The following is a 19535-nucleotide window of genomic DNA, read 5'->3' as shown; positions in this document are numbered from 1 at the left end:
CGAAGATGTTATATCTATTGGTGACCCAGCTCGGTTGGCTGGCTTTTACGATTCTATTGATTGTGGTAGTCGCGTTATACACTAGGACAACTCGAAAAATCGAGCATCTACGCCGCGATGTCACGAAACTACAATCTGAGCTTACACAGCGAAAAGACCTCAGAAAAGACAATAGTATAAGTCGTATGACTGCCTCATCTAACCGTTTGGCTGATGACAATGGTCATGTGCGTAGACCTTTTGCTGAAGATATCGCAACTGAAAACAATGCGCCTAAAAATAATGCGACTGAGCCCTCTAATAACGTTGCAACAAACAATGCTACTGAGGGTACAGCTTTTGATTCACAACATCCGTCAACAGCTGATACCTTACCAAGCACATCATCAGTCACATCCTCACTCCCGTCGTCACCCACATCACCGCCACCATTGCCAACGATGGCACCGGTGTCAACACCAGCGCCAGCCAAAAATAGCATATCGGGCGTCGCTAATGATGGAACTATAGGTCAACCCCACTCAAAAACAACTGCGTATAGCGTGCCAGTACCGAGCGCACCAGCTGCCCCAATTGAGCCTGATGAACGCTCACTACCCATCGTCACATCGCTCATTCATTCCATCAAAAACTGGTTTTTCGGTGGTAATCTTGTCGTGCGTGTCGGGGTACTGGTACTACTCATCGGAGTGGTATTGCTACTGCGATTATTAAGTGAGTATGTCGAGATTTCAATTACCACAAAGCTGATAGCCGTCGGTATCACAGGATTAGCATTGTCAGCACTTGGATTGAAGCTCACGGCAAAACGCTTCTCGTATGGCATTACGCTACAAGGTGCAGGCTTAGCGATTGCTTATTTGAGTACTTTTTTTGCCTATAGCGTCTATCAGATCATTCCGAGTGTACCGAGCTTTATTGGGCTAGGGTTATTGTCTGCGATTACGATTGCTTTAGCCGTACGCCAAAATGCCTTTCCTTTAGCGTTATTGGCATTGTCTGGTGGATTTTTTGCACCAATTCTGACCAGTGACGATACGGGGAGTTTAGTCACGTTATTTAGCTATTATCTATTGTTAAATGTCACGATTGCCGTTATTGCTCATTATCGCCCATGGAAAATCCTAAATTTATTCGGTGCATCGGTGACGTTTGGCTTGGCCTACTACTGGGGCGTCAGTGAAAATCTGAGCGCTGTCATAGAGTCGCAGCGTTGGTCACTTGTGATACTGGTTGCATTACATTTACTGCTTTATTTATTTGTCGTCATTCGTTATGCGCAGCAAATCATTACTTACAATACGCTTAATGACCAGAGTCTTAACCATACAGATGATGCAAACATACTAGGACATTTGGACAAAACACCTAAAAGTAATCACCCCTACCTATTCCCCATCGATACCGGACTGCTGTTTTCAGTACCGATTCTGGCTTTTGGCTTATTTGCTGCCTTACTCGATGACATTCCAAATGCCCTAACCTTTACTAGTACAATTTTGGCAGCGGTGTATCTCGGACTAGGCTGGCTGTTTGTGCAGCGTAGTGGGCGCTATGCACTCATTACTGAAGGTATGCTGGCATTGGGTTTTGGGTTTTTAGCGCTGGTAATACCGCTGGCGCTGGATGCTGAGTGGATTGCTTTTGGGTGGTCAGTACAGGGGCTCGCATTGGTCTGGTTTGGCAGGCGCTCCTTACGGTCATGGTCCGTGTTATTTGGTTTGCTTTTACAGCTTGTTAGTATCGGCATGCTCTTGACCACCGCGATATTCTCTATCAAAGACTATCCCGTCTTAGCCTTTAGTGTCTCAGCGATTGCTTATCTGGCGACTGTCTTTATCTTACGCGCCAGCAACTCCCCTACCATGCTCATGACTGAGCTCAATAATAGCAACACTGATGGCAACAGCAATAAGCACAACGCGGCAACTGCCTCAGAGTCGGTTACTCGTTACGCCCGTACGCTTGGTGTCAGCACCCAAGCTGCCCAGCAATGGCTAACCTCTATTGATAATCAAAGCCGCGCATTCAAGCTTGTTTGGCACAGTCCTAGACTAATAAAGTTCCTAACAGTGACTGCTATGGCGTGGGTGTTACAAGTGCTCATACTTGATCTTCATCATTGGTTTGATATTTGGCAGTTAGAGACCACGGTCATTGCGCTAGCTGCACTCATTAGCCTAACGACCTATTGGATGATCAATCGCTATCGCCCATGGGCGGAGATCCGGCAGTTTAGTCGTGGATTGCTACTATTGTTTTGTCTCATGCTAGTGGTACAACTCCCACAAAAGTTTGAGCTCAATTTGACATGGACGCCAGCAGAATGGCTGATATTCGTAGGTTTGATAATCGGCTGGCTCATGATAGGTCAGCTATGGCTAAAAGCATGGTCTGATATCTGCTTTGATACAGGGTCTAATAATAACAATACCTCACGCTATACGGCTATTAGTTGGCTGGGTACTGGTATCTTACTGATTGCTGCCGCTGCGCATTATGGCTTACCAGACTCTGATGGCATCATGGCAGTATTGAGCTCAGTGGTGCTCATTTTGACTGGGCTATGGCTCAGTCATCGTGATCTCAGTCATCGTGATCTCACTCAAAGCGAAAAAAACCCATCAACCAATAAAACTTCACAACAAGGGCTACTGTATTGGTTTGACTGGCAACAGGCACTACGAGGATGTGCTGCGATCTTTGCGCCCATTGCTTTACTTTGGGTTGTCATGACCAATTGGTCTTATGACGGTATAGTTTGGGACATATCTTATTTTCCATTATTCAACCTTTACGACATTACCTCATGGTTGACGCTATTGGTTGGTTTTAGTCTTTATTATATAAGCTGGCGACACCGAGACAAAAACCCTATCCAATCAAGTACAGTCACCAAAACCAAGCAGATATTCAATGCTGGCAGTTTGCTAATAGTACTAGGGTTTATTAGCTTTTGGCTGATATCTAGCATGTTAGTTAGAACGCTGCACGCCTTTATCGGTACACCGCTCTGGGACGGTACTGGCACTCAAGGCGGTGCATGGCAAAGTGAGCAAGTGCAAACAGGACTGACGATTTTATGGACGCTCTTGGCATTGGTCGCCACCATTATGGCGAGTCGCTACTGGCAACGCGCGCTTTGGTTTATGGGTATTGGATTGCTAGGTGTCGTCGTGCTCAAGCTGGTACTGGTTGATCTGTCACAGACCGAAGCGATTTGGCGCGTGATTTCCTTCCTTGGCGCGGGTAGCTTGATACTATTGATTGGTTATCTTGCGCCTTTACCACCAACCACCAAGGAAATAGAAAATAAGAATCAAGAGTAGTGGCGTACCTGGTCAAGCGAGCGGATCAAGTGAACTGGTCAGGTGAAATTGTCCCGTGAATACATGGGTTCTGTAGTAAACTGGCGACTATGAATAAAGACAATGCCAAAAGTTACCAAAATCGCGCACTGTCTTTAATGCAATATTTTATGAATAAAAAGGTTATGAAAGACAATGGATAAGAGAACAAGCATTCAGTGGTTCCCTGGGCACATGAACAAAGCCCGTAACGAAATCAAAGAAATCATGCCGCAGATGGATTTGGTCATCGAGGTCATTGATGCGCGTATCCCTCATAGTAGTGAAAACCCGATGGTTGCAGCACTACGCGGCGAAAAGCCTGTAATCAAAATCCTGAATAAAGCCGATCTTGCCGATCCAGAATTGACCCAAGCGTGGATGGACCATCTTGAGCAGCAAAATGGTGTCAAGGCCATTGCTTGTGATACGGAGAAAGCAGATGACGTCAAACGCATCATCGCCATCTGTAAGCATCTCGTACCCAACAAAGTCGGTACTGGCCGTCAGATCAAAGCGATGATTATGGGCATCCCGAACGTCGGTAAATCAACACTGATCAATACGCTAGCAGGACGCGCCGTGGCAAAGACAGGCGACGAGCCAGCCGTAACCAAGTCGCAGCAGTTGATTAAGCTCGATGATGACATCATGCTCTATGACACGCCTGGTATGCTGTGGCCAAAAGTTGAAAACGAAAACTCTGGCTATCGTCTAGCCGCAACGGGTGGCATCCGTGATACGGCGTTTGATTTTGCTGATGTGGCAAGCTATACCGCTGAGTACCTCATGCACGCCTATCCTGAGCTGCTAAAATCTCGCTACAAAATTGAAGAACTGCCCAAGACTGACTGGGAGTTCTTTGAAGTGGCGGGTCGTAATCGCGGCTGTGTGCGCGCGGGCAACCAAGTCGATACGTATCGCATGTCTGAGATTCTCATCAATGAGCTGCGTAGCGCGAAAATTGGGCGTATGACGCTTGAAACCCCAGCTATGATTGAAGCAGAAGAAATTGTCGTCGCTGAACAACGTCTCGCTGCTGAAGAGAAGCGCAAAGCTAAGGAAGAAGAAAAACGTCTACGTAAAAAGCGTACCCGTCAGAATCGGAAGTAGATCCCTCAACAATATAAGCTTTTATGAATCCATTAATACCCTCAGCAAAAACCATTCAAATCTACCTGCCCACAGGTAACCCTCGTGGGCTGCGTGTCGCTGAGATGACCACGCGCACCGTGCGTCTGATTGAAGTACCGCGCATTCATATTGCAGATTTTTTGAACATGCCCGATGCCAAACGAGTGGGCTTATACTTTTTAATCGGCGATACTGATAGTACGGACAAACCACTACTCTATATTGGGCAAACAGGCGATTTAACCCAGCGCCTAAAAAGCCATAATAATGGTAAAGATTTTTGGACAAGGGTGTTTGTCATGCTCTCAACCAATAACACCATTACCCAGACGCATGCGCTGTATATGGAGCATAAAGCCATTCAAATTGCCACAGACGTTGGGCGTTACGATTTGCAAAATGGTAATAATGGCAGCAAGCCGCACACGCCTGCACCGCTTCAAGCAGACTGCGAAGAACTGTTTCACACATTAGATATTTTACTATCTACCCTCGGACAGCCAGTTTTTGAAGCGATCGGTATTGATACTCCTAATACTGAAGCTTACCAACCAGTGATACCAGATACCTGCCAGTCTCTCCAAGACGCACCAGAAGTCGTACCTAACAAGCAACCAATGCTGTTTTATTGCAAAGCCAAAGACTGCGATGCTCAAGGCTACTACGATAATGATGGTTTTGTCTTGTTAAAAGGCTCCCTCTTTCGCAAAAGGCATACGCCATCATTGGGGAAATGGGCTGTTAACAAGACACACGAGCTGTTAGTAAATGGCAAATTAGTTGAACACAATAGTGATTCTTATCGACTCACAGAAGACCAGCTTTTTAAAACGCCAAGTGGCGCAGCGCAAGCGGTTACTGGCCGACCAACCAATGGCTGGGTAGAATGGAAAAACGGCTCAGGGCAAACACTTAGCGACATTTACCGCTAGTAAATCAACCAGATAATCACCATATAGGATAAACGCTTTGCTTAAGTATAATCAAAGCTCCCTTTACTTAATGTCAATTTTATAAGAGCCTATGACCCAACCTACCGCCATACCCGACACTCCCTTTTCTCAGCCTACAACAGCATTAGACTCTTTCGCTCCACGCCTACTCGATTGGTTTGCCGAAAACGGTCGCCACGATTTGCCGTGGCAACAGCATCAAACCGACACGCCCAATCCTTATATTGTTTGGCTATCTGAAGTGATGCTTCAGCAAACGCAGGTCACCACCGTATTACCCTACTTTGCGCGTTTTATGGAGACGTTTCCGACCGTGCAGGATTTAGCCGCAGCAGAATGGGATACCGTAGCAGAGCATTGGGCAGGACTTGGCTACTATGCGCGTGCACGTAATCTGCACAAAGGCGCGAAGCAGTTGGTCGAGGTAATCGATGAAACAGGCAACTTCCCGCAGACGCTCGCAGGGTGGGAGGCTATTTCTGGTGTTGGTCCATCTACTGCTGGCGCGATCATGGCGATGGGATTACACCGTTACGGCGTCATCTGCGATGGCAATGTCAAACGCGTATTAACGCGCTGGGCGGCCATCGATGGTGACATTACCAAGTCTGCCACGACCAAAGAGTTATGGGCACTAGCGGAGCGCCTGACCCCAAAAGAAAACTCAGGACTGTTTGCTCAAGCGATGATGGATATGGGCGCAACGCTATGTGTTCGCCGCAAGCCTGCGTGCCTATTATGTCCATTGCAAGCCGACTGCTTGGCACATGCAGAAGGGCGCGAGACTGACTACCCCGTCAAAGCCAAAAAACAGCCCAAACCAAGTAAGTTTAGTAATGCATTGCTGATAGAAAATGTAGACGGTGAGATACTATGGCTACAACGCCCTGACAATGGCATTTGGGGTGGATTGTGGAGCTTGCCATTACAGTTTGTAGAAAAAATTGACGGTAAGACAAGTAGTAAAGCCACTGGTAAGACTGATGCTAAAAAACCAGCGAGCGATGATAAATCATCAACTGTGCCAAGTGACGTCCGTAGTCATGAAAAAGTATACGAAGCCGAATTCACCACGGCTGAGCAAATTATTAATGAATGGTTGACGAATAATAAGCTAGCTGCACAATCAGTCAGTAAGTCATTGCTTGATGATGCGCCTATCAAGCACTCATTAACTCATTTTCATTGGTATTTAACCCCACAAAAACTAACGGTCAATGCTTCGCAAATACTAGAGCTCAATGAGAAATTAGCAGCGGCTGAGATTGATTTTAAATGGCTGACTGAACAAACAGCCCAGGATAGTTTAGGACTGCCGCGTGCGATGATTAAGATCTTAGAATAAAAGTCAGTGTAAAAAACTGGTACAAAAAAAGCGACTCACTATAGACAGTGAGTCGCTTTTTTATGATGGCAATGTAAAGGTAGCTGAAACTAAGAATCTTAAGACTTTGGCACACGCAAGCGCATTAGACCTTCTTGCTGCACGGTTGCGACCAGTTTGCCTTCTTGCCAAAACTGACCATGGTTTAACCCTTTCGCATTAGAAGTGGTGTCACTCCACATGTCGTATAGCATCCATTTATTCAGATCAAACTCACGATGAAAATGCATCGAGTGATCGATACTAGCGGCTTGTAACCCACTGGTCATAAAGCTCACGCCATGTGACATCAGCCCCGTGCCAACCAAATAAAAATCCGACGAAAATGCCAATAGTGCTTGCTGAATCGCTACTGGCTGATTCCCAAGCTTATGAATACGTAGCCAGTTTGCCTGTTTGGGTTTCATAGGTTCTGGGCTAATCGGGTTACGCGGCTTAACGGGTTTTATCTCGACATGACGGCGGCGCATAAATCTTGCTTTGAGCGCTTCTGGTACTTTTCCAACATTCTCTTCTTTTAACTCTTGCTCGGTCAGCAAGTCTTCTGGCGGTGGATAAACAGGCATGTCCTCTTGGTACTCAAGCCCTTCCTCCATCGGTGAAAACGAGGCAATCATCGAAAATATCACTTGCTCAACAGGCGGCTTACCACGTACTTCTTTATACTGAATAGCCGTCACTTCGCGTGCAGAGAGGCTGCGACCATCACGCAGACGGCGCACTTGATAGATCACTGGTTGATTGATATCCCCGCCGCGCAAAAAGTACCCATGCAGTGAATGACAGGGCTTGTCTTGCTCCAAGGTATGCGCGGCTGCCATGATCGCTTGGGCAAGCACTTGTCCACCAAATATACGACTGCCCACATAGTCATGGCTTTTGCCTTCAAAGACATCAGGGGTAACTTCAATAAGTGCGATGGTAGCCAGCAGCTCATCGATCAGTTGTGAATTATTGGACATGACGATATGTTTCCTTATTTTTATCAACAACACCCAGCATTCGAAAATAAGCATCTAACCATATCGACGCGATATAACTGCTGCGCTTGCATGTAAAATAACATGAGATCACTTGCTAACAGACACAAGCGATACTGTAGAACGAACATACAACGGTAGCTAACAGAGCCATCGCTACATATTTATTTTCGATAGAAAAGGTAAACATCTTACCCAATATCTATAGCTTTGACTAGCTACTGTCGGCTTACTTGCGAGTGTTGCTTTGCTGTTTTTGCTCAACAAATAACGATTTATCAGTGTGTGTAAGTAGTATGAACCAAAAAAACGAGATGTCTGATAACATCTCGTTTTTTGATGGTTTCAACGATAATACTGCACTATCTATGGCTTGACGGCGACCAGCACACGAATAGAGTCCGGTACCAATGACAAGTTACCAAGCGCTTGCTCGCCTTGGGCCTTGAGCTGTTCTAGACGCTCAATCTCTTCAGGACGTACGTTTGGATTAATAGTTTGCAGATGCTTGAGACGTTTGATCTCGCGCGACCACTGCTGACTAAAGCGGCTACTGGCTTGCTCACCAATCTCAGCGATCTGCGCGCGTGCGATATCTTCAGCTTCATAGTAACGCTGCTCAATCACATCGCTGCGTACCTTGATGACTTGGCGGGCACGGTTTTTGTCCAAACGCTCAATATGCGGCATGATCATATCGGCACTAATACGAGCAGATAAGTCACTGCCTTGCTCACTGATAAAGACGCGGATGTTTTGTGTGGTCAATGTCGCGGGCAAATTAAGCAGCTTTGGTGCGATGGCTTCAACGCGGAAGTTGACCTCTAGCAGTACCATGCCTTGCGGGACAGCAGCGCTTTTAAGCATAGCCACAGTGGTATTACCAAAGGTGCTGGTACTCGCCAGCTCATAGATGGCGCGCATCAACGGATGCTCATGCGTGATAAAGTCGATATCTTCACGCTGCAGCGCTTGCTCACGCTCAAATGTCAATGTCATACCATCTTCATCGCCAAGCGGCAACCCGTCGATATAGTCACTAATCTCTGTGCTGTCGATAGGCGCGATAACCCACGAGCCATCACGCTGGATGTTATGATCGATATTGGCAGAGGCAAAGAAACGCTCAATGAAGTGCGGTAATAGATTGTTGCCATCAAAATCGCGCATAGCGTCAGCGATACGACCAGCGACACGCGGGCGACACGAGTTGTACTCTAACAGACGATCGCGACCCGCTTGCAACTGCGCTTCAAGCCCCAGTCGCGTTTGCAGCGCTTCATCGATAATGTCTTGTAGAATGACATTGTTTTCAGCGGTGTCAGCGCCTTCAAGCATAGGCTTAAGATCTTGAATATACTGCTCTTGTACGCTTTGTGCGGTTGGCGATATTTGGCTAAACATGTTCAGCGCATCGTTATACCAGTGATACAGACGCTCTTGTGCCGTACCCTGCACATAAGGGACATGCAGCATGATCTGCTGGGTTTGTCCGATACGATCTAGGCGACCAATACGCTGCTCTAGCGTATCTGGATTGGCAGGGAGATCCCATAGTACCAGTTGGCTTGCAAACTGGAAGTTGCGACCTTCTGAGCCAATCTCCGAACACAATAGTATCTGCGCGCCTTCACTATCAGCAAAGAATGCGGCGGCTTGGTCACGCTCTAGTAGCGTCATCTGCTCAGTAAAGATAGCGGTTTTTATACCGGCATGCAGACGCAATACCGCTTCTAGGCTCTCTACGGTTGCACCACTACGCGCGATCAACAGCACCTTTTGCTGCTTAAGCTCACCGCGTAGGATATCAATCAACCAAGAGACACGCGGGTCGTCCTCTAACCAGCCACCATCTGGTTGGTTTTCTTCACCCCACAGCTGCTCACGCAATTTGCCATTGGTTTGATAGCTGTCACGCCATGCTTCAGGCAATGGTAGTGGATGCGGCTGGCTACTACGACCATAGAACCCCTTGACACTCTCACGCGTATTACGGAATAAAATACGACCCGTACCATGACGATCTAGTAGCTCGTTGAGCGCATGCGTGCGTAGCTTGTCGTCTTCATTAATCGAAGCCAGCTCATCAATACTGATGTCCAATAGACTACTCAGAGCAGCGATTTGACCTTCATTTAGCGGCTTGTCTTCTATCAAGACACCAGCCACAGCTGCCGTCTCCTCAAAAGCAGCCTGACCATCAATGAACTCATCTAGATCATCAAAACGGTCTGGATCGAGCAGACGTAGACGGGCAAAGTGACTTTGCGCACCAAGCTGTTCTGGTGTTGCGGTCAGCAGCATGACCCCTGGGGTCTCTTCTGCAAAATCTGCCACCAGATCATATTGATCATTACCGCCCTGTGCTTCATCCCAATGCAGATGATGCGCCTCATCAACGACCAGTAGGTCAAACCCTGCATCCATCGCTTGATCATACAAATCAGGATGGTCTATCAATAGATCCATACCTGCGATGATGCATTGCTCAGTGGCAAAGACGTTTTGCTCAGGGTCATGTTCTTTGATAGCAGCCGTACGCACCAAATCAAACAGCGCAAAATTTAGATTAAATCGGCGACGCAGCTCGATCATCCACTGATACTGCAAGCTGTCTGGCACTAAAATGAGCACGCGCTCAGCCTTGCCTGTTAGCAGCTGCTGATGGATAATCATACCCGCTTCGATGGTTTTACCAAGACCCACTTCGTCAGCCAATAGTACACGCGGCGCGATACGCTTACCGACTTCGTGTGCGATATAGAGCTGATGCTCGATAATATCGACACGCGCACCCATCAGACCCTTTAGAGGATGACCTGCCAGTGCTGACTGCATACGCAAGATATCTTGGCGCAGCTCATACCAGTCACCACGTTCGATACGACCAGCAAGCAGACGCTCAAGCGGCTTAGCCAATGTGATATTGGCAGCCAAACGGGTCTCCATGATGCCTTTTTCGTGCTCATCAACGCCGTACTTGAGTACACCCATGACTTCATCGACAGCATTTACGGTGTAGCTTTTGCCATCTTGGTCATAGATGGTATCGCCCACTTTGAACACCACGCGCGATAGTGGCGCAGAGTTTTTTGCGTAGACGCGCGTCTCTTCACTTTGTGGAAATAAAATATGCACACATCGATCATCGACATCGATAACCACACCTAAGCCAAGCTCAGATTCCGTATCAGATAAATAACGTTGGCCAACGGCGAATTCAGTACTGTGCAATGAAGCAATAGAGATAGTCATAGGGCGATGTCTTTTGTACTCAGATAATTAAAAATTAGATAGCAATGGTGGCTTTTGATAGCGATAAGATTACAAACCATGCACAGCATCAGTAAATGTGAATGCAGTATTGTAATCTTGGTAAAATTAGTCTTAAGAAAACCAATAGCTAAGCCATACCATTATATAACGTTAGCGGCTAGATGAGTGCGTTAAGTTGAATTTTCAAGAGGTCGATTGTGATACCCATAATTTTATGAAGACTTCAGACCAAATCAGCCTGGGTAGATCGGTTTATTATATAAATTACTTTGTTTTTAGCCGCTTATGTCTACGGCGATAGCATTTCACGAATTGGTTTTTGACTAAAAATATTAGCGTGCTACATTAAGCCGATAATGATTTATTTGATGAATGCTTATGTAAAGTGATTTGTTCGAGCATTTTCTATATAAAACTGACCTATATGACAACAATAAATCCTATATGACAACAATAAATAAGGAGCAACCATGCAAGCCGTTTTTTTAGACAAAGGTACTTTTTCTGACGGTATCGACCTGCCTGCACCAACAGGCGTGAGCGATTACGTCACTTATAATGACACACCAAAAGATACAGACGTCATCATCGAGCGCTGTCGTGACGCCGATATTATTATCACTAATAAAGTCCACATCAGCGCTGAGGTAATAGCACAACTCCCCAAGCTAAAGCTTATCCAGTTGACTGCTACTGGCATGAACAATGTCGATCATGACGCTTGCGATAAGCATGACGTCACACTTTATAATGTCGCAGGTTACGCGGTAAAAAGCGTCCCTGAGCACACCTTTATGCTGATGCTAACTGCCTTGCGTGCTGGCATTCACTACCATCAAAAAGTCGCTGATGGTACATGGCTAGCAAATGGCAATTTTTGCCTGCTAGATATTCCGCTGATAGACTTGGAAGACAAGACGCTAGGCATCATTGGTATCGGTACGATTGGCAAGCGCGTAACCGAGATCGCACGTGCTTTTGGCATGACAGTACTCTGGGCAGAGCATCAAGAGCGCACTCCTCGTAGTGATGAGTACACTGCATTTGATGACGTGCTAGCACAGGCTGATGTGATAAGCCTGCATTGCCCGCTAAACGAGCAGACCGAGCATCTCATTAATAAAGACACTCTGGCAAAAATGAGCAAGCAACCACTCATCGTAAATGTGGCTCGTGGCGGTGTGGTCGACAGTCAGGCATTGACCGACGCGATTAACAAGGAACAAGTTATCGGTTATGCCAGTGACGTGTTCGAACAAGAGCCTATTGCTAAGGACGACCCACTGCTCAGTCTCAGTGACCATCCGCGTGTTATCTTTAGTCCGCACAATGCTTGGGGCAGTAAAAGCGCACAAGAGACTTTATGGCAGATGTTGAGCAAACAGGTGGCTGAATTTATTGACAGTCACCATTGAAAACGAACATCAATAGCGACTGTCATACACTGATTAGCTACTAATGACTAAACCGCAACCAGTCGTCTTTTATTTTGCGGTATTTAAGCATGACATGATCGCTAAGATAGTTATTGGTCACGTACCACGGGTAGCGATCGCCTTGCTTAGGCAGTCTGTCTGTGGCGCGCCTGACATATCCAGATGACAGCGAGCCCATCACAGTGTCTGTCTGAGCACAGGCAGTAGCTTTCGCCGTCTCTGCTTGTGGCAATGCAACTTGGTAACGGTTTTTATGCATGTAACTCAGTAGCCTGACCAGATACTGACACGCCAAATCGATTTTTAGCGTCCATGAAGCATTGGTGTAACCGAACAAAGCCGCCATGTTAGGTATGCCCTCAATCATGACTGCCTTATACGTCATGCGCGTGCCGATATCGATAGCTTGACCATCGATATATACCGCTGCGCCGCCCAGCATTTGCAGTTTCAAACCCGTTGCAGTAACGATGATGTCAGCATCGAGATGCTCTCCTGATTGCAGCAGGATACCAGTCGTGGTAAAACGGTCGATCTGATCGGTCACCACCGCTGCACGTTTGCCTTGCAAAGACTCAAATAAATCACTGTCTGGTACGGCGCATACTCGTTGATCCCAAGGATCATAGTCAGGCATGAAATGCTCGACATCAATATCGCTACCTTTTAGCTCTTTTTTTACGCCACTCTTGAGTACAGCTCTCATCAGCTTGGGTGCGTGAGTCGCTAATTTATATAACCCTTGCTGCCGTAGCACATTACGTGCACGTAGCGCTGTATAAGCTTGCTCTTTTGACAAGGGTGAAAATTTACCTGATAGCCAATCCATAGCATAATCATCGCCTGGCACACTCGCCACATAAGTTGGCGTCCGCTGTAGCATCGTGATGTGGCGTGCACACTGATCACTATCTTCGTCCACCATCGCAGGCAGTAGCGTCATGGCAGTCGCACCGCTACCGATGATGACTACTTTTTTGTCGTGATACTTTAGATCATTCCAGTGCTGTGGATGGACAATATGCCCACGGAAGTCCTCTTCGCCATCAAAATGAGGTCGATACCCTTGCTCATAGTCGTAGTAGCCCGTAGCACCCACGACGAACTTTGCTGTTTTGACAAATACCTCTCCGCTGGCATGATTTTTTATGGTTGCTGTCCATAACTGATCAATGCTCGACCATGCTATCTGCTGGACTTCATGCTCGTAGCGGATATGATCTGTAATACCAAACTCGCGCGCCGTATCAGCGATATAACGCTTAATATCGCCCCCTGCTGCCAACATTCTATAATCTAGCCACGGCCTAAAGTTATAGCCAAAGGTGAGCGCATCGGAGTCAGAACGAATACCAGGATAAGTAAATAAATCCCACGTACCGCCAAGATCAGCACGTTTTTCTAGTACGACAAAGCGCTGCGAGGTATTTTTCTTATCGACTGATTTATTTTTCTTTTGCTTTTTTGCGCTTTTTTGGCCAAATAAGTTTGTGTGCTGTAGTTGCTGTAAACGGCAAGCCATGCCAATACCGGCGATACCGGCGCCAATAATCATGACTTCATAATCGGCTGGCACATTCAATTTTTTGCTTTTACGTCTAAGACGTTTTTTGATACCTTGTGCGGTGTTGTTAAGCATGCTCTCATCCTTGTGTGCATAGCTGATGCTATGTGACTGACTTTGAGGCCATAGCTGTTATGGCCTCTATTCATTTCCCTTTACAAAATCTAACGCTCTAAAACACAGAATCTAACGCCCTAAAACGGACATGGGCTTTCCCAATCCATCCAAGCACCCAATACTGGATGTTTTAACCGTAATTGCTGCGCATGTAAGTTTAGCCTTGGTGCAATCTTGAGTGCCGCACCTTCAGCATAAATCGGGTCACCAATCATCACGTGACCTGCATGGACCATATGTACGCGCAACTGATGACTGCGACCCGTCACCGGTTTGAGCATCACTCGAGTAACTGCTTCACCATTACACATTTCGTGCGCTATGACTTCATACAATGTTAATGCATGTTTTGACCAGTCGTGATCGACGATATGACGCGGTTTGGTAGTCGGCTCATAACGCACTGGCACGGAGATCTTACCCGTTGCACCCACCTGCTCCCATTCGCCAAAGACCCGCGCTTGATATTTTTTTTGTGGTAGACGCTCAATAAACTGCTTACTGATATTGGTTTGGGCTTCTGCATTTTTTGCAAAAATAAGCAGTCCTGATGTATCCATATCTAATCGATGAATCAGTTTGACCGCTGGATTGGCACGCGCAAGCCGAGCGAGCAGACTTACCTTTAGCGTTTTGCCATCGACACTTAGCAGCCCTGCTGGTTTATCAACCACCCAAATATCATCGTCCTCATAAACAGTAATTTCTTGTGCAAAATTCTTGAAAAACTCGAGCGGGTAAGCATTTTCTTGAGCGTTAAGGGCATTGACTTCTTCATCGGTAAAAGGCATAAAATTAACTACTTATGTAAATTGGATTAAATATGTGATTTTGATTGATGTCGTTTTGATACGCTAGCGCTGTGGTTACTGTGCTCAAAATATTGTTGTTTGATACCGAAAGCAACCGCTGCTATATGACTGGCAGGTGCTTAAAGAAATGCATTATTGTCACAATGGTTATAGCAAGTAACAGGGAAAACCTAAGCAGTATTATTTTGTCTTGATTTATTGTGCTAATCGTAATTGTTAAACAATTTAACCAGCCTGCATCTGTCAAGCATGAGCAAACATGTTAATATAATGGCACATTTTCACCCCTTCTAAACAATTCTTTAATCATCAATCGATTCATTATTAAATCAATATGCACGTCGATACGTGATGATAGAAGTTACAAAACAAGAGAGATAAAATTATGTCAGACATTATTGTACATACTACCGACACAGACTTTGATCAAGACGTTCTACAATCAGACGTGCCTGTACTGGTAGACTTCTGGGCACCATGGTGTGGTCCTTGTAAAGCCATTGCCCCTATTTTAGAAGATCTAGCAACTGAGTACCAAGATAAAGTTAAAATCGTCAAAGTAGATGTGGACAACAACCCACAAGCAGCAAGCCGTTTCGGTATTCGCAACATCCCAACGTTATTTGTATTCAAAGACGGCGAAAAGGTTGACTCAGTAATGGGTCTACAACCAAAAGCTGAATTGGCTAAAGTCCTAGACAAGCATTTATAAGCCGAATGCAGTTGCTCTAAACTATTTGGGGCAAATAAGTAGAACACGTGAAAAGCCATTATCTGAATCAGATAGTGGCTTTTTTGCTTGTTTTTTGTGCAAAAAACTTGATTATACGAATTTTTTGGCAAAAATTATTGACAATGCTATTGTGAAGACCGTATAGTCTGCTGACAAGAGAAAACCAACTGTTTTCCTAGTATCTTGTCGCTATTCTCCTCGTGTTTATCAACAAAAACACAATCGTCATTATAAACACCATTGCTGAACAAAATGACTAAACGCAATTACTGATATTGAGTTTTTGACGCAGACTCTTATGTAGCCTTTTTTATCCCTATTTCTTAAGACCTTGCATCTACCGATCGCAATGCGTCCATAAGCAGACATGCATAACCAAAACTACATAAACCACAGCGCTGTACAACTACCCTCTATCCTCATATTACTGTTATTTTAATCACTGTCGTGATTTGTGCTGCTAATGGCATCTCTCATCTGATCAATTGCTAATGACCTATCTATGAATCTAACTGAATTAAAGAAAAAATCAATCTCTGAGCTATTGGCTATCGCCAAAGAAATGGGTCTTGATAACATGGCGCGTAGCCGTAAACAAGACATTATCTTTGCTATCCTAAAAACTCACGCTCGTAATGGCGAGGCTATCTATGGCGATGGCGTACTTGAGGTTCTTCCTGATGGCTTTGGCTTTTTGCGCTCATCAGAAGGCTCTTATTTAGCAGGTCCTGACGATATCTACGTCAGCCCTAGTCAGATCCGCCGCTTCAGCCTAAAAACTGGTGACAGTATCGCTGGTACGATTCGCCCACCAAAAGATTCTGAGCGTTATTTTGCGCTTCTTAAAGTCGGCGAGATCAACTTTGATACACCAGACCGCTCACGTCATAAGCTTATCTTTGAGAACCTAACGCCCCTATTCCCAACTGAGCAGCTAAAACTTGAGCTTGGTAACGGTACTACTGAGGATTTGACGGGTCGTATCATTGACCTAATCGCTCCGATTGGTAAAGGTCAGCGCTCTATCATCGTCGCACCGCCAAAAGCAGGTAAAACGATGTTATTGCAATCTATTGCTCAGTCCATCACTCGCAATAATCCTGAATGCTACCTGATTGTACTTTTGATTGATGAACGTCCAGAAGAAGTCACCGAGATGGAGCGTACCGTGCGCGGTGAAGTGGTTGCCTCGACCTTTGATGAGCCGCCACAGCGTCACGTACAAGTGGCTGAAATGGTCATCGAAAAAGCCAAGCGTTTGGTTGAGCATAAGCAAGACGTGGTCATTTTATTAGATTCGATTACTCGTCTGGCGCGGGCTTATAACACCGTCATACCGTCATCAGGTAAAGTCTTGACTGGTGGTTTGGACGCCAATGCTCTAGAACGTCCAAAACGTTTCTTCGGTGCTGCGCGTAACGTCGAGGAAGGCGGAAGCTTGACGATTATTGCCAGTGCATTGATCGATACTGGTAGTAAAATGGACAGTGTTATCTTTGAAGAATTTAAAGGAACGGGTAACCAAGAAATCACGCTTGAGCGCGACTTGGCCGAAAAACGCGTCTTCCCTGCGATTAATATCAAAAAATCTGGTACGCGCCGCGAAGAGCGTCTATTGGATGAAGATAAGCTGCGTAAGGTATGGATCTTGCGTAAACTACTACAGCCAATGGATGGTGTCCAAGCGACTGAGTTCTTGTTAGATCGTCTCAAAGAAGCAAAAACTAATGACGAATTCTTTGAGCAAATGAAGCGCAAATCACAGCATTAATTTGCACACACTTTGCTAGCGCTGTTTTTGTAGCCAACTCAGATTAAGACCACTACTAGGTGGTCTTTTTTTGCTTATCTAAAACTCAGCGTACTCGCTATCATACTATTACTATTACTATTACGTCAGTTATGTCACCTAAGAAGGTATCAACACGATAAAGTGTCAATATAGAAAAACACTAATATAAATAGGTGATCATACGTGTAAGTGCCAGCTTGATGATACAGTCTGGCAACATCGATTACATTTTATTTGCAAAGTTTAGCGTTTTTACTACGACCAATAAGTTGTTAACCGACTATTATGGCAGACAGTAGAAATATATTTGAAAATACAATGGGTACTACTTTCTAAAAGTTCTGTATTCTAACTTGACGACTCAATAGGTGATAATATGAAATTTGCTAAAACAATCGCAATGACTGCAATTACTAGTTCAGCACTAATCATGACTGGCTGTAACTCATACGGTGGCATGAGCAACACTGCTAAAGGCGCAACTGCTGGTGCTGCTGCTGGCGCACTTATCAGAAGTAAAGGCGACAGCAAAGATATCGCTCGTGGCGCGTTAGCTGGTGCAGCTATCGGCGGTGCTGGTGGTTATGTTCTTGATAACAACTAATAGTACTTTACTTTGATATTCTCTGACTGTTAGGTTGGTAATATCAGATACAAGATATTAAAAAAGCCTGCAATCAATTGCAGGCTTTTTTAATGTCTTTATTTTAGTGTTATATGTGAGCTGTGGTGTTTACGGTTTAGTATACGTCGCTTTTAGCTCACGCTACTGATAGTTCTAGAGCGCACCACTAAAGGTGTCGCAAGATTGTACGTTACCGCTCTCTAGACCACGAGTAAACCATTCCACACGTTGTTGACTGGTGCCGTGAGTGAAGTTATCAGGAACAACTGCCCCGCCGCTAGCTTGTGCTAGACGATCATCACCGATTTGACTGGCAGCATTCACAGCTTCATCAATGTCACCTGCTTCTAAGAACTGTACGCGCTCTTGATTACGCTGCGCCCATACACCCGCAAAGCAATCTGCCTGCAGCTCTTGTAATACTGATAATTTATTAGATTGTGCTTGCGTGACTTGCTGACGAGCTTCGTTAACTTGCTGACTGATACCAAGTAGCGTCTGCACATGGTGACCGACTTCATGTGATATGACATAAGCCTGCGCAAAATCTCCTGCTTTGCCTTGGTTCTCTTGACTACCTGACCCTTGCTGATCTCCTGAGATACCAAGGTTCTGACGCATCTCTACAAAAAACGAGGTATCTAAATAGATTGTTTGATCACCAGGGCAATAAAATGGACCTGTCGCTGAACTGGCACTACCGCAAGCTGAGCTGACTTGACCATTAAAAAGAATTAGCGAGGGCTCTTTATAAGTACTACCTCCTTCATTGAATATCTGATGCCATACTTCTTCTGTATCCGCCAGTACCACTTTTACGAACTGTGTATCCCGATCAGTACTGGTCGCAGGCTCGGTAGAGGTCCCATTACTACCACCACCAGCAACCACCTGACCTGTTTGTAATGCGGTCATTGGATTGACGCCAAAGACTAGCCATAAAATTCCAGCAATAATAATACCGCCAATACCGCCGCCTATCATCTTACCGCCACCCTTACTGGATTGTACGTTAGAGCTACCTCGTCTGCCTTGCCATTTCATAGTTTGTTCCTCAAATATACGATATCTATAGTCATTCGTATTGGTTATTCATTATGTGATACAGTTTTTAGTACAAAGTTTCCAATTGGTTTTCTGTTCAGCCATCTGATATTTTCGTTAGATACTCTAAAACGAGCGATTCTAAAATACTTCAGCTGTCTTCGTCCCTCATAGTCTCAAGAACTGATATATTTTCTTATACTACTTATAGGTAAAACGCCAAGAATAATCAAAAACCATGGTGAATATTAAGCACCTAACACTTTCTTGAGTAGGCTGATGTCATTGATTATACGTCGATTAATTTTATTTGTTGTATTAAAAATACTATCAGTTAG

The 19535-nt window shown here is 45.3% G+C and carries 13 protein-coding genes; 8 read left to right on the top strand and 5 right to left on the bottom strand.

Annotated elements, in window-relative coordinates; all coding sequences use genetic code 11:
- Positions 1 to 185: 185 nt before the first annotated feature.
- The 4 genes from AC5JPO_RS09815 (at position 186) to mutY (ending at position 6779) form a co-directional block, all read left to right on the top strand.
- A complete protein-coding gene (locus tag AC5JPO_RS09815) occupies positions 186 to 3329 on the top strand; it encodes a DUF2339 domain-containing protein (RefSeq protein WP_443526662.1) in 3144 nt (1047 codons plus the stop codon).
- 174 nt (positions 3330 to 3503) lie between these two features.
- Positions 3504 to 4460 carry a ribosome biogenesis GTPase YlqF gene (gene ylqF, locus AC5JPO_RS09810; RefSeq protein ID WP_443526663.1) on the top strand — a complete coding sequence of 319 codons (957 nt, stop codon included), beginning with the start codon at positions 3504 to 3506 and terminating at the stop codon, positions 4458 to 4460.
- A gap of 23 nt (positions 4461 to 4483) precedes the next feature.
- Entirely contained in the window at positions 4484 to 5413 is a 930-nt protein-coding gene (locus tag AC5JPO_RS09805; RefSeq protein WP_443526664.1) for a GIY-YIG nuclease family protein, read from the top strand.
- A gap of 91 nt (positions 5414 to 5504) precedes the next feature.
- Positions 5505 to 6779 (top strand): A/G-specific adenine glycosylase, encoded by a 1275-nt coding sequence (gene mutY / locus AC5JPO_RS09800; protein ID WP_443526666.1) that lies wholly within the window; start codon positions 5505 to 5507, stop codon positions 6777 to 6779.
- A gap of 98 nt (positions 6780 to 6877) precedes the next feature.
- Here mutY and AC5JPO_RS09795 read toward each other — a convergent pair whose 3' ends face one another.
- Together AC5JPO_RS09795 and rapA are read right to left on the bottom strand one after the other, a co-directional pair.
- Positions 6878 to 7780 (bottom strand): acyl-CoA thioesterase, encoded by a 903-nt coding sequence (locus tag AC5JPO_RS09795; protein ID WP_319051593.1) that lies wholly within the window; start codon positions 7778 to 7780, stop codon positions 6878 to 6880.
- 384 nt (positions 7781 to 8164) lie between these two features.
- Entirely contained in the window at positions 8165 to 11053 is a 2889-nt protein-coding gene (gene rapA / locus AC5JPO_RS09790; RefSeq protein ID WP_443526668.1) for an RNA polymerase-associated protein RapA, read from the bottom strand.
- Positions 11054 to 11544: 491 nt separating this feature from the next.
- Here rapA and AC5JPO_RS09785 point away from each other — a divergent pair, with 491 nt between their 5' ends.
- The gene (locus AC5JPO_RS09785; RefSeq protein ID WP_443526669.1) at positions 11545 to 12489 is read left to right on the top strand and encodes an NAD(P)-dependent oxidoreductase; all 945 of its coding nucleotides are present in this window, start codon (positions 11545 to 11547) and stop codon (positions 12487 to 12489) included.
- Between the two features lie 40 nt (positions 12490 to 12529).
- On the opposite strand, the gene AC5JPO_RS09780 is transcribed toward AC5JPO_RS09785, so the two are convergent.
- Both AC5JPO_RS09780 and AC5JPO_RS09775 read right to left on the bottom strand, forming a co-directional pair.
- On the bottom strand, positions 12530 to 14086 hold the full coding sequence (locus AC5JPO_RS09780) for a flavin-containing monooxygenase (protein ID WP_443526817.1): 1557 nt from the start codon (positions 14084 to 14086) through the stop codon (positions 12530 to 12532).
- 182 nt (positions 14087 to 14268) lie between these two features.
- On the bottom strand, positions 14269 to 14982 hold the full coding sequence (locus AC5JPO_RS09775; RefSeq protein WP_443526670.1) for an RluA family pseudouridine synthase: 714 nt from the start codon (positions 14980 to 14982) through the stop codon (positions 14269 to 14271).
- A gap of 406 nt (positions 14983 to 15388) precedes the next feature.
- Between AC5JPO_RS09775 and trxA the strand changes: the two genes are divergently transcribed.
- From trxA to AC5JPO_RS09760, 3 genes are all read left to right on the top strand, one after another.
- Positions 15389 to 15715: a thioredoxin gene (gene trxA / locus AC5JPO_RS09770; RefSeq protein WP_443526672.1), complete on the top strand. Its 327-nt coding sequence runs from the start codon at positions 15389 to 15391 to the stop codon at positions 15713 to 15715.
- Positions 15716 to 16238: 523 nt separating this feature from the next.
- Positions 16239 to 17507, top strand: coding sequence for a transcription termination factor Rho (gene rho / locus AC5JPO_RS09765; protein ID WP_319051599.1), 1269 nt, complete (start codon positions 16239 to 16241; stop codon positions 17505 to 17507).
- 397 nt (positions 17508 to 17904) lie between these two features.
- Complete coding sequence (locus AC5JPO_RS09760) at positions 17905 to 18132, top strand: YMGG-like glycine zipper-containing protein (RefSeq protein WP_058023542.1); 228 nt, start codon at positions 17905 to 17907, stop codon at positions 18130 to 18132.
- A 174-nt stretch (positions 18133 to 18306) separates the two neighbouring features.
- Here the strand turns inward: AC5JPO_RS09760 and ypfJ are convergent, their stop codons facing one another.
- Positions 18307 to 19197 (bottom strand): KPN_02809 family neutral zinc metallopeptidase, encoded by an 891-nt coding sequence (gene ypfJ, locus AC5JPO_RS09755; RefSeq protein WP_443526673.1) that lies wholly within the window; start codon positions 19195 to 19197, stop codon positions 18307 to 18309.
- Between the last annotated feature and the right edge of the window lie 338 nt (positions 19198 to 19535).

The sequence above is a fragment of the Psychrobacter sp. H25 genome, from assembly GCF_059076335.1.
Note: the sequence above shows the minus strand (reverse complement) of the source record. Positions and strands in the feature narration are given on the sequence as shown.

Bases quoted from the DNA above. Each gene is read 5' to 3' on its own strand.
- AC5JPO_RS09805 (WP_443526664.1), top strand. From the start codon at position 4,484: ATGAATCCATTAATACCCTCAGCAAAAACCATTCAAATCTACCTGCCC.
- ypfJ (WP_443526673.1), bottom strand. From the start codon at position 19,197: ATGAAATGGCAAGGCAGACGAGGTAGCTCTAACGTACAATCCAGTAAG.
- mutY (WP_443526666.1), top strand. From the start codon at position 5,505: ATGACCCAACCTACCGCCATACCCGACACTCCCTTTTCTCAGCCTACA.
- ylqF (WP_443526663.1), top strand. From the start codon at position 3,504: ATGGATAAGAGAACAAGCATTCAGTGGTTCCCTGGGCACATGAACAAA.
- AC5JPO_RS09760 (WP_058023542.1), top strand. From the start codon at position 17,905: ATGAAATTTGCTAAAACAATCGCAATGACTGCAATTACTAGTTCAGCA.
- trxA (WP_443526672.1), top strand. From the start codon at position 15,389: ATGTCAGACATTATTGTACATACTACCGACACAGACTTTGATCAAGAC.
- AC5JPO_RS09795 (WP_319051593.1), bottom strand. From the start codon at position 7,780: ATGTCCAATAATTCACAACTGATCGATGAGCTGCTGGCTACCATCGCA.
- AC5JPO_RS09785 (WP_443526669.1), top strand. From the start codon at position 11,545: ATGCAAGCCGTTTTTTTAGACAAAGGTACTTTTTCTGACGGTATCGAC.
- AC5JPO_RS09815 (WP_443526662.1), top strand. From the start codon at position 186: ATGACTGCCTCATCTAACCGTTTGGCTGATGACAATGGTCATGTGCGT.
- rho (WP_319051599.1), top strand. From the start codon at position 16,239: ATGAATCTAACTGAATTAAAGAAAAAATCAATCTCTGAGCTATTGGCT.
- AC5JPO_RS09775 (WP_443526670.1), bottom strand. From the start codon at position 14,982: ATGCCTTTTACCGATGAAGAAGTCAATGCCCTTAACGCTCAAGAAAAT.
- rapA (WP_443526668.1), bottom strand. From the start codon at position 11,053: ATGACTATCTCTATTGCTTCATTGCACAGTACTGAATTCGCCGTTGGC.